12 protein-coding genes are annotated in these 15,103 nt (G+C 62.2%); 5 read left to right on the top strand and 7 right to left on the bottom strand.

The annotated features are described in order from the left end of the window. The first annotated feature begins 13 nt into the window (after nt 1-13). On the top strand, nt 14-400 hold the full coding sequence (locus ACI512_RS16725; RefSeq protein WP_043205271.1) for a hypothetical protein: 387 nt from the start codon (nt 14-16) through the stop codon (nt 398-400). A 64-nt stretch (nt 401-464) separates the two neighbouring features. Here the strand turns inward: ACI512_RS16725 and ACI512_RS16720 are convergent, their stop codons facing one another. Beyond that, on the bottom strand, nt 465-728 hold the full coding sequence (locus ACI512_RS16720) for a hypothetical protein (RefSeq protein ID WP_012723958.1): 264 nt from the start codon (nt 726-728) through the stop codon (nt 465-467). Nucleotides 729-839: 111 nt separating this feature from the next. Next, nucleotides 840-1,439 (bottom strand): NAD(P)H-dependent oxidoreductase, encoded by a 600-nt coding sequence (locus ACI512_RS16715; protein ID WP_064053783.1) that lies wholly within the window; start codon nt 1,437-1,439, stop codon nt 840-842. A gap of 69 nt (nt 1,440-1,508) precedes the next feature. On the opposite strand from ACI512_RS16715, the gene ACI512_RS16710 reads away from it, so the two are divergent. Beyond that, nucleotides 1,509-2,114, top strand: coding sequence for a TetR/AcrR family transcriptional regulator (locus ACI512_RS16710; RefSeq protein WP_231807494.1), 606 nt, complete (start codon nt 1,509-1,511; stop codon nt 2,112-2,114). On the opposite strand, the gene ACI512_RS16705 is transcribed toward ACI512_RS16710, so the two are convergent. Next, a complete protein-coding gene (locus tag ACI512_RS16705) occupies nt 2,083-2,772 on the bottom strand; it encodes a GNAT family N-acetyltransferase (RefSeq protein ID WP_064053785.1) in 690 nt (229 codons plus the stop codon). The two genes, ACI512_RS16710 and ACI512_RS16705, sit on opposite strands and share 32 nt — an antisense overlap. 21 nt (nt 2,773-2,793) lie before the next feature. Then, entirely contained in the window at nt 2,794-3,699 is a 906-nt protein-coding gene (locus ACI512_RS16700) for a LysR family transcriptional regulator (RefSeq protein WP_236380809.1), read from the bottom strand. A gap of 112 nt (nt 3,700-3,811) precedes the next feature. Here ACI512_RS16700 and ACI512_RS16695 point away from each other — a divergent pair, with 112 nt between their 5' ends. The 3 genes from ACI512_RS16695 (at nt 3,812) to ACI512_RS16685 (ending at nt 8,293) form a co-directional block, all read left to right on the top strand. Continuing rightward, on the top strand, nt 3,812-5,026 hold the full coding sequence (locus ACI512_RS16695) for an MFS transporter (protein WP_405121222.1): 1,215 nt from the start codon (nt 3,812-3,814) through the stop codon (nt 5,024-5,026). 81 nt (nt 5,027-5,107) lie between these two features. Next, the gene (locus ACI512_RS16690) at nt 5,108-5,959 is read left to right on the top strand and encodes a CAP domain-containing protein (RefSeq protein ID WP_250948392.1); all 852 of its coding nucleotides are present in this window, start codon (nt 5,108-5,110) and stop codon (nt 5,957-5,959) included. A gap of 153 nt (nt 5,960-6,112) precedes the next feature. Beyond that, complete coding sequence (locus ACI512_RS16685) at nt 6,113-8,293, top strand: GAF domain-containing protein (RefSeq protein WP_236380806.1); 2,181 nt, start codon at nt 6,113-6,115, stop codon at nt 8,291-8,293. 3 nt (nt 8,294-8,296) lie between these two features. On the opposite strand, the gene ACI512_RS16680 is transcribed toward ACI512_RS16685, so the two are convergent. The 3 genes from ACI512_RS16680 to treS are packed head-to-tail and all read right to left on the bottom strand — an operon-like array spanning nt 8,297 to nt 15,096. Beyond that, nucleotides 8,297-9,463, bottom strand: coding sequence for a diguanylate cyclase (locus tag ACI512_RS16680; RefSeq protein ID WP_236380803.1), 1,167 nt, complete (start codon nt 9,461-9,463; stop codon nt 8,297-8,299). Between the two features lie 51 nt (nt 9,464-9,514). After that, the gene (gene glgB, locus ACI512_RS16675; RefSeq protein ID WP_012723949.1) at nt 9,515-11,752 is read right to left on the bottom strand and encodes a 1,4-alpha-glucan branching protein GlgB; all 2,238 of its coding nucleotides are present in this window, start codon (nt 11,750-11,752) and stop codon (nt 9,515-9,517) included. After that, complete coding sequence (treS, locus tag ACI512_RS16670) at nt 11,749-15,096, bottom strand: maltose alpha-D-glucosyltransferase (RefSeq protein ID WP_236379632.1); 3,348 nt, start codon at nt 15,094-15,096, stop codon at nt 11,749-11,751. The genes glgB and treS overlap by 4 nt, the downstream gene beginning before the upstream one ends. Between the last annotated feature and the right edge of the window lie 7 nt (nt 15,097-15,103).

The following is a 15,103-nucleotide window of genomic DNA, read 5'->3' as shown; positions in this document are numbered from 1 at the left end:
GGAGGGAGTGATCATGACAATTCGCCAACCCTGCCCACCTGCGTTATGTGACTGCGAGCGCGAACAACTGCTTGGCACCCCCTCGGCAGACCAACGCATCCTGCGACTGACCCGCCAGGAAGAGAAGAAGCTGCTGGAGCGCCTGGAAAACCTTCAAAGCCTGGAAGACCTGGAACACATGCAGCGCTTGATGTACCTGCAACTGGGTATCCGCGTACATGTCGCACCCGGCCACACTGAAGTCAAAAGCATGCGTGGGATTCAGATTGTGATCGACAAACTGCCAGGCTTGTGTCGCAAGACTCGGTTGTCGATTCCGGCCGCAATCCGTAAAGGTATGGAAAAACGGCCGGAGGTTGCTTATCGGTTGCTTGATGCACATGACCTGTTTGGACAGTAGTCAGCCCGTTAAACGCGTCAGCACCCAGTTGCCGCAGGCACAGCGTCTGTCGTAGCTAAACCCGTTACCAGACGAAACCGTTGGCAAACACCATTCCATGCCCACCCCTCACGTCTTGATAGCTCATATCGGGATATTTGTTGAGCCTCTGCAGTTGCTCGCTGTTCAAGGTCTGCAGTTGTTCAGGCGAGACGTTCGGAAAGGGATGGTTTTTTTTCGCATCGTTTTGTTGATCTTGCCTCACTTGATCTTGCGTGGGCTTTCCGTAAGACGTATCGATGGTGGGGGCAATGAACGCGGTTCCAGGTGCAGAAGAAATTGACGTCATTAACTTTATCTCAAGTGTTTGTGAACACCATGAGTGATCGTCCAATCGTTCCAAGTTCCATGCCCGCCACAACATCTTCACCGCCCGTCTGCTGGATTCGCGAAGGTTGAATCAACCGGCGACTGTCTCGACGTCGAACAAACCCTGCCCCACGGCCCACGCCTTCTCCAAATGCGCCTGCGCCCCGCCGCTTTCCGAGTCGAGCAACAGCGCCGAGGTCAGCACCTGCGCGCCACAGTAATCGAAGATCCCGTAGTCGATCTGCGTGCGCATCGCCTGGGCATAGCCGTGTCGATCAAACGCATCGTCATCCGCTGCGCCCAAGGCCAGCAGATGCACGTTCAGGTGCCGCAGCTTTTTCACCACCGGCGTATCGGGGCCGTATTCGATGGCCCAGCCGTTGATGAATACGCGGTCGATCCAGCCTTTGAGCAGGCCCGGCAATGACCACCAGTAAATAGGGAACGCCAGCACCAGGGCGTCGGCACGGTCGATGCGGGCCTGTTCGGCCCGCACATCGGCGGGTGGCGTGGCGCGGGTTCGGTGAACCGCATGGTCGGCGGCGGTGTAGCGCGGGTCAAAACCTTCGGCGGCAAGGTCGGCGATTTCAACAGTGTGGCCCGCGGCAGTGAGCCCGGCGGCCACCTGCGCAGCCACGCTGTGGGTGAGGGATTGCGGGTCGTGATGTGCAACAACGATAAGTGCGTGCATGACAGGGACTCCCTTTGGGGTTACGCTGGGCTTAAGTTACGATTAGTAAGTTACTTTTGGTATATAAGCATGTCAAGCAGCGAATCCCCTGCCCCACGTCGACGCCTGTCCCGTGAAGAACGCCTGCGTCAATTACTCGATGTGGCCTGGCAACTGGTGCGCGATGAAGGCACCGAAGCACTGACGCTCGGTCGCCTGGCGGAACTGGCGGGCGTGACCAAACCGGTGGTCTACGACCATTTCGTCACCCGTGCGGGGTTGCTCGTCGCGCTGTATGAGGATTTCGATGCGCGCCAGAACCAAGTGTTTGTCGACGCCATAGAGGCCAGCAGCGCCACCCTTGAGGATCGCGCCGGGGTGATCGCCGCGTCCTATGTGGAGTGCGTGTTGTTGCAGGGCCGGGAAATCCCGGGGGTGATTGCGGCCTTGAGCAGCTCGCCGGAGCTGGAAACCCTCAAGCGCCACTACGAGGCGATCTTCCTCGATAAGTGTCGCGACGCGCTGTCGCCCTTCGGCCACGTGTCCAAGGCTGGCTTAAGGGCGATGCTGGGCGCTGCGGAAGCGCTGTCCCAGGCGGCGTTCAGTGGCGAGATCAGCCGTGAAGAAGCGCAGCAGGAATTGCTGGCGACTATCCTGGCGATGGTCAATCGCGGCCGTGTTCACCACGAGCAATAAATGCCTGGACCTTACGTGCCAGTTGATCCAAGTGGCGGTCACGCTGCTTCTCGGCATCCACCATCGCGCGCTTGCCGTGCTTTTGCAGCAGGTAGGTATGAATCTGCCGCACCTCCAGCGAGCTATAGATCGCCGCCACATCCAGCACGCCCATCAGGCCGTCGGTACCGTAGTCCCGCGTGTTCATCAGCACTTGAGTCTCACGTGCGCCACGTACCCGAAAGCCCATGCTTTCAAACGCTGGCACCTTCTCTATGGAGCAGGCCAGTTCCGCATGGGGATGACGGCTCAGCACGTCGCGCATCATCCCGCGAGCCACGCCCTGGCGCCGATAGCCGACTTGCACCGCCATGAAAGCGATTCCGCAGGCCTCGGGAGCCTCCTTCACCGGCAGGTACAGCACAAAGCCCATCACCTTCTGCGGGTCTTGCGGATCGGTGGCCACGACCAACTCGACGGCAATGCCCTTTGAACCGTCCAGCGCTTCCAGGTACAGATGCACCTCAAAGCCAATCGCGTACTGGTAGATGTTGTACAGCAGGTTACTCGGTGGCAGCGCCACGCTGCTGATGTCGGTGAGGTTGTCCACCACCATCTGCAGGATCTGAGCATTGATAGGCTCCGGGCACGGTGTGGTGTAGCGGGTAAGGCTGAACATGCAGATTCCTGGGATTAAGCATCAAGGCAGCGCGAATTGTACCTGCTCGGCACATACCTCGCGCAAACACCCGCGCAACCAGCGATGGGCCAGGTCGGCATCGAGCCTGGGGTGCCACAGCATCGCGACGGTGAAGGTCGGCAGCGCCACCGGCAGCTCAAAGCGATGCAGGCCTTCCCGTTGATGGAGGGTGTAGCGTTCAGGCACGCTGGCGATCAGGTCGGTGTCGCGGGCCAGGGCAATGGCGGTGGCGAACCCGGCGACGATGGTGCTGATCTGGCGCGTCAGGCCCTGGGCCTCAAGCGCGTCGTCGATCTGGCCACGGTCCTGGCCACGGCGTGATACGTAGACGTGCTGGCCCTCGGCATACCGCCGGGCGCTGACGTCGCCCTGGCTGAGCGCATGGCCGCTGCGTACCACGCCAACCAAACGGTCACGGAACAGCGCCTGGGTCAGCACTTCGGGGCTGGCCGCAGGGTCGACCACGCCGGTTTCCAGGTCGACGCTGCCGTCACGCAGCAGCGCACTGTCCTTGTCGGTTTTATGGATGAAGCGTAGGCGCACACCGGGTGCTTCTCGTGCCGTACGTGCCAACAACGCCGCACCGACATTTTCGACGAACTCTTCGCTAGTACGTAGGGTAAAAGTGCGCTCGACCTGAGCCATGTCCAACGTGTGCAAGGGCCGCAACACGGCGCTGGCTTCCTGCACCAGGCGGCTGACCTGTTCGCGCAGTTCCACCGCCCTCGGCGTAGGCACAAGGCCGCGACCGGCGCGCACCAGCAACGGGTCGCCGGTGGTTTCGCGTAAACGCGCCAAAGCGCGGCTCATCGCCGAGGGGCTCAGGCGCAAGCGTCTGGCCGCGCCGGCCACACTACCTTCGGCGAGCAATACATCCAGGGTGACCAGCAAATTTAAATCGGCCATCGGTGCTCCTTATCAGGCGTCATATGCAGGTATTAACTGCAACCCATGCGTCTTCCGCCATGGTAGGCCACGCCGTAGATTTGTGACAGTTGCCTTCACTCAAGGATTACCCATGCCCCCCTCTTCTCGCGGCAGCCTCGTCAGCCTGTCCCTGTCCATGTTGCTGGCCTCCCTCGGCACCAGCATCGCCAATGTCGGCCTGCCCAGCCTGGCGCAGGCGTTTGATGCATCGTTTCACGCGGTGCAGTGGGTGGTGCTGGCCTATCTGCTGGCAATCACGGCAGTGATCGTCAGCGCCGGGCGCCTGGGTGACCGTTGGGGCCATCGACGCGTATTGCTCGGCGGCTTGCTGCTGTTCGCCGTGGCGTGCGGGCTGTGCGGGCTGGCCCCCTCGCTGGAGGGTCTGATTGCCGCGCGCGTCCTGCAAGGCCTCGGCGCAGCAGTGATGATGGCCATGGCCCTGGCAATGGTGGGCGATACCGTCACCCGGGAACGTACCGGCCGGGTCATGGGATGGCTGGGCACGATGTCCGCCGTCGGCACTGCCATGGGTCCCAGCCTGGGCGGGGTATTGCTGAGCCTGTGGGGTTGGCGCGCGATTTTCCTGGTCGGGGTGCCGTTGGGGCTGCTGGCCGCCGCCCTCGCTTATCGCTGTTTGCCGGTTGATCGTGCGCAGGTACCCGCCGGTGCGGCCTCTGGTGTCTGGTCTTTACTGAAGGACGCGTCATTGCGCAGCAGCCTGGCCATGAGTGCCTTGGTGGCCGCCGTGATCATGGCCACCTTTGTGGTCGGGCCCTTTTATTTGTCCAGGGGCCTGGGGCTGGCCCCGGAGTGGATGGGCCTGGCCATGGCCGTCGGCCCCTGTGTGGCGGCCGTCACCGGTATCCCGGCCGGCCGCCTGACCGACCGCCTCGGCAGCCAACGCATGACACTCGCCGGGCTGAGCGTGCTGGGGTGTGGGGCGCTGCTGCTGTCGCTGGCGTCTGGACTGATCGCCTATCTGGCCGCGCTGGTTATTCTGACGACGGGCTACAGCCTGTTCCAGGCGGCCAACAACACGGCGGTGATGAGCGATATAGAGGCGGCGCATCGCGGCACGGTGTCGGGCCTGCTGAACCTGTCACGCAATCTAGGCCTGATCCTCGGTGCTTCAGCGCTGGGGGCGGTGTTCGCGTGGGCCAGCCCGGATGTCACCCGTGCGCTCCCGCAATCCGTGGCCCATGGCCTGCATGTGACCTTCAGCGTGGCACTGGGCTTGATCCTGCTGGCCGGTGTGATGGCATTGCGCCGCTCCAGCGCCTTTAATACCGCCAAGAACACCCATTGAGGCAAAAAAACAAAAAAGGCGTTGCACCAGACCGGGTTACATCGCGCATCATGGGCACTTTCAAGCTCAAGGGTAACGTCCATGCGCGTTCTGTCATTGATGATGGGTCTCACGACGCTGGCCGCCAGTACGGTGTTCTGCGCCAGCGCGATGGCGAATGAAGAGAGTCAGTTAGTACAACAGATCAACCAATACCGCAGCCAGGTACAACGCTGCGGCGACCAGGGTTCCCAGGAACTGCCACCGCTGGCCAGCGATACGCGGCTGGTGCTGCCGGCCACCAACGTCGGCGATTTGCAGCAAGCGCTGGCCCGGGCCGCGTACCCGATGGTCAACGTGCAGGCCATCAGCCTGTCCGGGCCCAAGGATGCCCAGTCAGCCATGAAGGCCGTGCGCGAAAGCTTCTGCCGGGTGGTGCTGGACCCGCAATTTGTCGATATCGGCGTAAGCAACAGTGGCCAGGACTGGCGCATCGTGCTTGCCCGTCCACTGCTGACCAGCGGCCTGGGCGATTGGCAGACCGAAGGCAAAAAACTGCTCAACCTGATCAACACCGCGCGTGCGCAACCGCGCCAATGCGGCACCCAGGCGTTTACCGCAACCACACCATTGTCCTGGAATGACGCCCTGGCCGACGCCGCCAACAGCCACACGCGCAACATGGCCAACGGCAATTTCTTCGACCACCTCGACCACGACGGGCGCACCCCCGGTGACCGTGCCGAACTGGCCGGGTATAGCGCGAAGAATATTGGCGAAAACATCGCCGCCGGCCTGGATACGCCGCGCAAGGTGGTGGACGGCTGGCTGGCCAGTCCGGGCCATTGCGCCAACCTGATGAACCCGCAATTTCGCGAACTGGGTGCGGCGTATGCCATGGACCCGAAAAGTGATGCCGGGATTTATTGGACAGGGGTTTTCGGCGCGCAATAAACACGCTCACAGATCTATCCGAACGGAGGAGGCATCAATTCGCCATCTCATGGATAATGCCGCTGAACTTGGCAGCGGCCATGCCGGTCTGTTGATTGCTGACCTGACCCTCTCAGGCGTTCGACAGACTGTGGCAAACAAGGTGTTCTTGCGATGATGAATTGGCTGCAAAGTAGCAGCGACATGGCTGAGCGGGTCCGCCTGCATGATTGGGCGAGTACGCCGCTGGGACCGCTGGAAGAGTGGCCGGATGTGCTCAAGACCACCGCGGCGCTGTGCTTTGCGTCGAGCTTCCCCCAGGCCATCATCTGGGGGCCGAGCCTGACCACCCTTTACAACGATGCGTTTATTCCAATCCTGGGCAACAAACCCGACGCCCTGGGGCGCCCGTTCAGCGAAACCTGGCGCGAAGTCTGGGAGCAGGTGCGCCCAATCGCCGACGCGGCGTTCAACGGGCATGCGACCTTTATTGAAAACTTCCCGCTGATGATCGAGCGTGGCGACGGGCCGGAGCAGGCGTATTTCACTTTTTGCTACAGCCCCATCCGCGACCCTCAGGGCCAGGTGGTGGGGATGTTGGATACCGTCACCGAAACCACCACCACCGTCTTCCTGAACCGCCGCCTGGCGGTGTTGGATGCCGTCGGCAGCGCCGTGGCGAATGCCACCGACGCCGAAAGTATCATGTCCACCACCACGCGCCTGCTGGCCGAGCACCTGCAGGTGTCCAACTGTGCGTATGCCGACATGGATGCCGACGAAGACGGCTTCACCATTCGCGGCAACTGGGCGGCGCCTGGCTCGCCGAGCATCCTGGGCCACTACAGCCTGGCGTCATTCGGCGCATTGGCAGTGCAGCGCCTGCGCGCGGGCGAGCCGCTGGTGGTCCAGGACAACCGATTCGAATTCGCTCCCGAAATCGCCGCCAGTTATCAGGCCTTGGGCGCGCTCGCCACCGTGTGCTTCCCGCTGATCAAGGACGGTCGCCTGACCGCACTGATGGCCGTGCACCACAAAACGGCCCGCGCCTGGTCGCCCTACGACCTGGCACTGGTCGGCGAGGTCACCGAGCGCTCGTGGGCCCATATCGAGCGGGTGCGCGCCGACGTCGCTGTGCGCGAAGGCCTGGCAGCCTATACCGAGCTCAACGCCACCTTGGAACAGCGGGTGCAAGAACGCACCAACGCCCTCACCCAGGCCGAAGCCGCGCTGCGCCAATCGCAGAAACTCGAAGCCATCGGTCAATTGACCGGCGGCGTCGCCCATGACTTCAACAACCTGTTGACCATCATTCGTTCGTCAGTGGACTTCCTGCGTCAGCCCGGACTCTCCGAGGAGCGGCGCCAGCGCTACATGGGCGCGGTGTCCGACACGGTGGAGCGCGCCAGCAAGCTCACCAGCCAATTGCTCGCCTTCGCCCGGCGCCAACCGCTCAACCCGGAAGTCTTCGATGCGGGCCAACGGGTCAAGAACATCGGCGAGATGCTCGAAAGCGTTACCGGTGCGCGCATCCATGTGCAGGTGCAGTTGCCAGAGCGCCCTTGCCACGTGCGCGTCGACGCGAGCCAATTCGAGACCGCACTGATCAACATCGCCCTGAATGCCCGGGACGCGATGGACGGGCAAGGCACCCTGACCTTACGCGTGGCGAATGTGGACTCGATGCCGCGTATCCGTGGCGATGAAGAGGCACGCCAGCCCTTTGTGAGCATTTCCCTGGCGGATACCGGCACAGGTATTTCCTCTGATACCTTCGAGCGCATTTTCGAGCCTTTCTTTACCACCAAGGCTGTAGGCAAAGGTACCGGGCTGGGGCTGTCCCAGGTCTTCGGGTTTGCCAAGCAGTCCGGGGGTAACGTCGACGTCGCAAGCCGCCCTGGCGAAGGCACCGTGTTCACCCTGTACCTGCCCGAAGTGGCGCAGCAGGTGGCGCAGCCCGACCCGACGCCGGAAAGCCAGTCGCCCACCCATGATACGGCGCAGTGCCATATCCTGATCGTGGAAGACAACCTCGAAGTCGGCCGCTTTGCCAACCAGATCCTTCAGGACCTCGGTTACCAGACCACCTGGGCCACCGATGCCGAGCAGGCACTCACGCTGGCCGGCGCGGATGCCCTGGCGTTCGACGGGATCTTTTCGGACGTGGTAATGCCGGGCATGACCGGCGTGGCCATGGCCAAAGTGCTGCGCCAACGGCGCCCGGACTTGCCGGTGGTGCTCACCTCCGGCTACAGCGAAGAGCTGGCCGACAGCGGCTACGAAGGGTTCGAATTCCTTGCCAAGCCCTACTCCGCCGATCAGGTTGCGCGGGCCCTGGCCAAAGCGATGCTTTGAGCCCTACTCCGCCACCGCCACCTGATTGCGGCCTTGGGCCTTGGCGCGGTACAGCGCTTTGTCGGCGGTGTTCATCAGCCCGTGCAGGTCCTGGTCCTGGGTGTGGGTGGACGCAACGCCCAGGCTGGCGCTCAACCCATGCACCGGCTCCGAAGCCAGGCCCGAGATCGCCTTGACCAACTGCTCGGCGATAGTGCGCGCGGTGTCCAACGACGTATTGGGCAGCAGCACCGCAAACTCCTCGCCGCCCAAGCGTCCGTACACATCGGCCTGGCGGAACGACGCACTGATCACCCCACCAATCTGGCGCAGCACCTGATCACCGGCCTGGTGGCCGTAGGTATCGTTGATTTGCTTGAAGTGATCCATGTCCATCATCAGCGCGCACAGCGGTTGTCGGTTGTGGCGGCATTGCTCGTACAGCACCTGGGCATGTTCGAAAAACGCACGGCGGTTCATCAGGCCAGTGAGTTCATCGGTCTGGGCCGCGCGAGTGGAAATAGTGTGGGCCCGTTCCATTTGCCGGGTCAGGCGGAAGGCCTTTTCCAAGGCATCCGAGAGTTTGCGCGTGGCGCTGACCACAAAGGTGGAAAACACCAGCACCGCGATGGCCACGCCGACTTGCATGGAAGATGGCTGGAACAACAGCCACAGCGTGCACGGCAGCAACACCAGGGCCAGGGAGGTCAGGGTCATGTAGCGGTAAGCCGAATAACAGGACACGGCACTGACGGACATGCCCACGGTGAACAACATCACCAGTGCCTGGGACAGCCGGTCATCGGTGGGCATCACCGCCAGGGCGCCAGCGCCCCAGATCCCGGCAGACAGCATCAGCGTCAGCCAGTAACGGCGTTCCCAACGCTTGGGCGTGCGCTCGGCGTTGGGGCAGCGAAACCACTCCATGAACATCTTCACGCGCAACAGCGAGGACACCGCCAACGCGCCCAGCCAGACCAGGATGACCTGATGGTCAAACCGGTCCCAGCACAGCCAGCAGAGCATGAGAGCGGCCAGGTAACTGCCGAATATCGCGGCAAAGGATTGCCGGAACAGCTGGTGCAAACGGTCAGTCCGCACCTGCTCCTCTATAAAGCAATCCTGGTCCTGCCCACGCCCAAGGCCATTCATGAAATCCGCCTGATTCGACTGCCACGACAAAGGCGCCATTGTGGCACCCTGCCACCAGCGTGGACAACAGAATCCAGCAAGATAGAGCCTTTAAAGCGGTTCCGGCCGCAGAATCAGTACCCCCAGTGGTGGCAGATTCAACGCCAGTGACACCGCTTGCCCATGGTTCGGTTCATCTTGGGTAAACACCTCGCCTCCGTTACCGTAATTGGAACCTGCGTACATGTCGGCGTCACTGTTGATCACTTCGCTCCAACGCCCCGCAAAGGGCACGCCGACCTTGTAACCCTCACGCGGCACCGGGGTGAAGTTGGCGACCACCAGCACCGGCTTACCGTCCTTGCTCCAGCGCAGCCAGGCATAGACGCTGTTGATTGCGTCGTCGCCGATCAGCCATTGGAAGCCCTGCGGCGCGTCGTCCTGCTCGTGCAAGGCCGGTTCTTCGCGGTACAGCCGGTTCAAGTCGCCGACCAGCTTTTGTACGCCTTTGTGTTCGGCGTACTGCAACAGGTACCAGTCCAGTTGCTGGTCGTGGTTCCACTCGCGCCACTGGCCGAATTCGCAGCCCATGAACAGCAGTTTCTTACCGGGGTGCATCCACATGAACGCCAGGTAAGCGCGCAGGTTGGCAAATTTCTGCCAGCGGTCGCCGGGCATCTTGTCGATCAGCGAGTGCTTGCCGTGCACCACTTCATCGTGGGAAATCGGCAGGATAAAGCGCTCGGACCACGCATACACCAGGCCGAAGCTCAACTCGTTGTGGTGATGAGCGCGGTACACCGGGTCCTGCTGGATGTAGTGCAGGGAATCGTGCATCCAGCCCATGTTCCACTTGTAGTTGAAGCCCAGGCCGCCCTGTTGGGTCGGCTGGCTGACACCCGGCCAGGCCGTGGATTCCTCCGCGATCACCAGCGCGCCGGGCGCTTCCAGGGCCACCACGTCGTTCAAGTGGCGCAGGAAATCAATCGCTTCGAGGTTCTCGCGACCGCCATGACGGTTCGGCACCCATTCGCCGGCCTTGCGCGAGTAGTCGCGGTAGAGCATCGACGCGACGGCATCCACACGCAGCCCGTCAATATGGAAGTGCTTGAGCCAATGCAGCGCCGAAGCGAGCATGTAGCCGTGCACTTCGGTGCGGCCCAGGTTGTAGATCAGCGTGTCCCAATCCTGGTGAAAGCCTTCCAGCGGGTTGGCGTATTCGTACAACGCGGTGCCGTCAAATTGCGCGAGGCCGTGGGTATCGGTGGGAAAATGCGCCGGCACCCAGTCGAGGATCACACCGATGTCGGCCTGGTGCAGGGCGTCGACGAAATAGGCGAAATCTTCCGGCGAGCCGAACCGCGCCGTCGGGGCGAATTGCGACAGTGCCTGGTAGCCCCAAGAGCCGCCAAACGGGTGCTCCATGATCGGCATCAGCTCGACGTGGGTGAAGCCCAGTTGCTGCACATAGGGAACCAGGCGCTCAGCCAGCTCACGCCAGTTGTACTGGCGGGCCACTTCGCCCGCTTCATCCAACTCGCATTGCCAGGAGCCCACATGCAGTTCGTAGATCGACAGCGGCGCCGTGGGCTTTTGCTTGTCGACCCGCGACTGCATCCAGGCGTGGTCCTGCCAGTCCACTTGCAACGGTTCGGCCACCTTCGAGGCGGTGTCCGGCGGCAACTGGGTGGCCAACGCCATGGGGTCGGCCTTGAGCGGCAGGATCCCATTGGCGCCGAGAATTTCGTACTTGTAGGCCGCGCCCGGTTGCAGGCGTGGGATAAAGATCTCCCACACGCCGGACGGATGACGCAGGCGCATCGGGTGACGGCGGCCGTCCCAGATATTGAAGTCGCCCACCACCGACACCCGCCGCGCATTCGGCGCCCACACGGCAAAGCGCACACCCTGCACGCCATCGACGCTGGTCACCTGGGCACCCAGGCAACTGCTGAGGTCACGATGGTTGCCTTCGCCGAACAGGTACAGGTCCATCTCCCCCAGCAGCAGTTGCTGGAAGCTGTAAGGGTCTTCGGTGATCTGCTCACCGCCGGCCCACTGGATCTTCAACAAATAGGGTTCGCGGGTCTTGAACTGACCGACGAACAACCCCGGCACCTGGCTCGCGTCCAGGCTGCCGAGCTGTTCACCGCTGTCGCGTGCCAGAACGTGGACGCTCAAGGCCTCCGGCAGGAAGGCGCGGATAAACTGGCCACCGTGCTCATCATCGTGCGGCCCGAGAATCGAAAACGGGTCGTGATGCTCGGCGCGTACCAGCGCTTCGACGTCCTTGGACGCCGGCAATGCAGTCAACTTCGCTTGCAGCGGTTCTTTATTTGTAAAGCTCATGACGTCTCCCCACCGCGTGCAGTGTTCGATATAGGTGCAAGCCCGCTCAACAGTCCGTGCAACCCTTGCAGGGGCACCGGCAACCAAGTCGGGCGGTTTTCCGCTTCGTAAGCCACTTCATACGCGGCCTTCTCCAGGCTGAACAACGTCAGCGCTGCGTCCTGGCCTTTGGCATCCTGCCAGTCATGCGCCAGTGTAGACGTAGCGGACTGATACGCCCGGATAAAGGCCTGGCGTGCTTCTTTCAGGTAACGGTCCGTCACGCGTTTGCGCGCCTGGTCCGCTTCGGGCGAGTGATCCACCCCTTGTACATTCAGGGCCATGGCCGCCGCGTAATCGAAGGAGCGCAACACGCCGCTCACATCTTTATACGGGCTGTGCTTGCCGCGTCGTTCGTGCAGCGGTCGCGCCGGCTCACCTTCAAAGTCGATCAGGTAGGCATCGCCCTTCACCACCAGCACCTGGCCCAGGTGCAAGTCACCATGCACCCGAATACGCAACCCGCCCAGGGTGGCTTTCGCCAGCGCCTGCACATGGCGGGTGATGGCTTTTTTCTGCGCCAGCAACTCAGTGACCAGCGCTTGATCCGCCGGGTTCAACTGGTTTTGATGAAGGTTGAGCAAGTGCAACGCACGGTCCAGCTGCGCGCCGACATCCTTGGCCCAGGCCTGGGTGTCCTTGGCGGTGGTGACTTCAGGCTTGAAGTCCTTGTTAGTGGTTTTCGCGCCGAGCACCCCGTGCATTTCGCCCAGGCGCTGGCCGAGCAACCCGGCAAAATCCGCCAGCTCGCCCAGGGCGTTGTAGTGCTGTTCCTGCTCGGAGATGGCTTCGGCCAGCTCGTCGCGAATCGCCCGTTCCAGGTTGTTCTGAGTCCAGCCCCAGGCGTCGCCCTGGTTACTCAGGTAGCCTTGGGCAATCATCAGCAGGTTGTCCTGGCCCTCGGCGTCGTGGCGAATCATCGAGCCCAACAACGGCGAGATGTTCGGGTAGCCGGCTTCGGTCAGGTAAGCACTCATCTCCAACTCAGGGTGCACGCCGGGGGCGACTTTGCGGATCAGCTTAAGCACCAGGCTCTCGCCCACTACTACCGAACTGTTGGACTGCTCGGCCGACAAATAGCGCACCTCGGACTCATCCGTCAGTTGCAGCTTGGCCAGATGAGGCGTAGCGGTGAAGCGCAGCTCGCCTTCGCTTGAGTCCAGCACGGTGCCCGCTTGCAAACCCTGGATCACGGCGCGGATAAAGTGCTCGAGGCTGAAGGCATCGGTCACCAAGCCCACCTGGCGCACCCGGCGTACACGGGCCAAGGCTAATTGCTGAGGCAAGGCGCTGGTGAACTGGTCTTCACCGAGGAAACCGAACGGCAGCTGATAGCGGCTGATTTGGCCACCCGCACTGACCTCAAGCTCGCTGAGCAATACCGGGTGCTGCGCGTCGCCAAAGCGCACGCCATAGGCGATGCGCACGCTGTCGATCGCCGTGTCCTTGCCCGCGAACCAGCGGCGTTTGGGCAGCCAGGCCGGCAGTGCTGTTTGCTCCAGCGAGGCGCGGCAGGGTTCTTCCAGCAGTTCTTCCATGCGTTTTTTCAATACCAACGTGGTGAAGTCCGGCATGCTCTGGGCCGGTTCCACATGCCAGCTGGGCATCTGGTTTTCCGGCGCCAGCACAAACCAATAGAAGCCGTAAGGCGCCAGGGTCAGCAGGAAATTGAGTTGGCCGATGGGTGGGAAGGCATTCCCGCCGAGCATCTCCACCGGCACCATGCCAGCAAACGCCGACAGGTCCAGTTCGGCCGCCTGGGCGCTGCGCGACACGTTGGCCACGCAGAGGATGATCTCGTTGCGCCCGTCTTCACCGGTGAACTCGCGGGTATAGGCGAGGATGCGCCGGTTACTCGGCGAGAGCATTTTCAGGCTGCCACGGCCAAACGCCTTGGACTGCTTACGCACCGCCAGCATGCGCCGGGTCCAGTTCAGCAACGAATGCGGGTCCTGGGCCTGGGTCTCGACGTTCACCGACTGGTAGCCGTATTGCGGGTCCATGATCGGCGGCAGCACCAGGCTGGCCGGGTCGGCGCGTGAGAAACCGCCGTTGCGGTCGATGGACCACTGCATCGGCGTACGCACGCCATCGCGGTCACCCAAGTAGATGTTATCGCCCATGCCGATTTCATCGCCGTAATACAGGGTCGGTGTACCGGGCATCGACAGCAGCAGGCTGTTGAGCAGTTCGACACGACGGCGGTCACGTTCCATCAACGGCGCCAGGCGCCGGCGGATGCCGAGGTTGATGCGCGCGCGGCGGTCGGCGGCGTAGTAGTTCCACAAGTAGTCGCGTTCTTTGTCGGTGACCATTTCCAGGGTCAGTTCATCGTGGTTGCGCAGGAAGATCGCCCACTGGCAATTGGCGGGAATCTCCGGGGTCTGGCGCAGAATGTCGGTGATCGGGAAGCGGTCTTCCTGCGCCAGCGCCATGTACATGCGCGGCATCAGCGGAAAGTGGAAGGCCATGTGGCATTCGTCGCCGTCGTCGCCCTTTTTGTCACCGAAATACAGCTGGGTGTCTTCCGGCCATTGATTGGCCTCGGCCAGCAGCATGCGGTCCGGGTAATGAGCGTCGATCTCGGCGCGGATCTGCTTGAGCACATCGTGGGTCTCAGGCAGGTTTTCGTTGTTGGTGCCATCGCGTTCGATCAGGTACGGGATGGCGTCCAGGCGCAGGCCGTCGATGCCCATGTCCAGCCAGTAGCGCATCACCGACAACACCGCTTTCATGACCTGAGGGTTATCGAAGTTGAGATCGGGCTGGTGGGAATAAAAGCGGTGCCAGAAATACTGGCCCGCAACCGGGTCCCAGGTCCAGTTGGACTTCTCGGTGTCAAGGAAGATGATGCGGGTGCCGTCGTATTTCTGGTCGTCATCCGACCACACGTAGAAGTCCCGCGCCGCCGAACCGGGCTTGGCCTTGCGCGCACGCTGGAACCAGGGATGCTGGTCGGAGGTGTGGTTGATCACCAGCTCGGTGATGACCCGCAGCCCGCGCTTGTGCGCCTCGGCAATAAACCGCTTGGCATCGGCCATGGTGCCGTAGTCGCTGTGCACGCCACGGTACTCGGCGATGTCGTAGCCATCGTCGCGGCGTGGCGAGGGGTAGAACGGCAACAACCAGATGGTGTTCACACCCAGGTCGGCGATGTAGTCGAGCTTGGCGATCAGGCCGGGAAAGTCACCGATACCGTCGTTATTGGAATCGAAATACGATTTGACGTGGACTTGGTAGATCACCGCGTCTTTGTACCAGAGCGGGTCTTTGATAAAAGTGGCAGCGTTGGGTTTCTTCGCCATTGGAAGC

Origin of the sequence: Pseudomonas petroselini, assembly GCF_045037875.1 — a bacterium.
Classification (GTDB): Bacteria; Pseudomonadota; Gammaproteobacteria; order Pseudomonadales; family Pseudomonadaceae; genus Aquipseudomonas; species Aquipseudomonas petroselini.
Note: the sequence above shows the minus strand (reverse complement) of the source record. Positions and strands in the feature narration are given on the sequence as shown.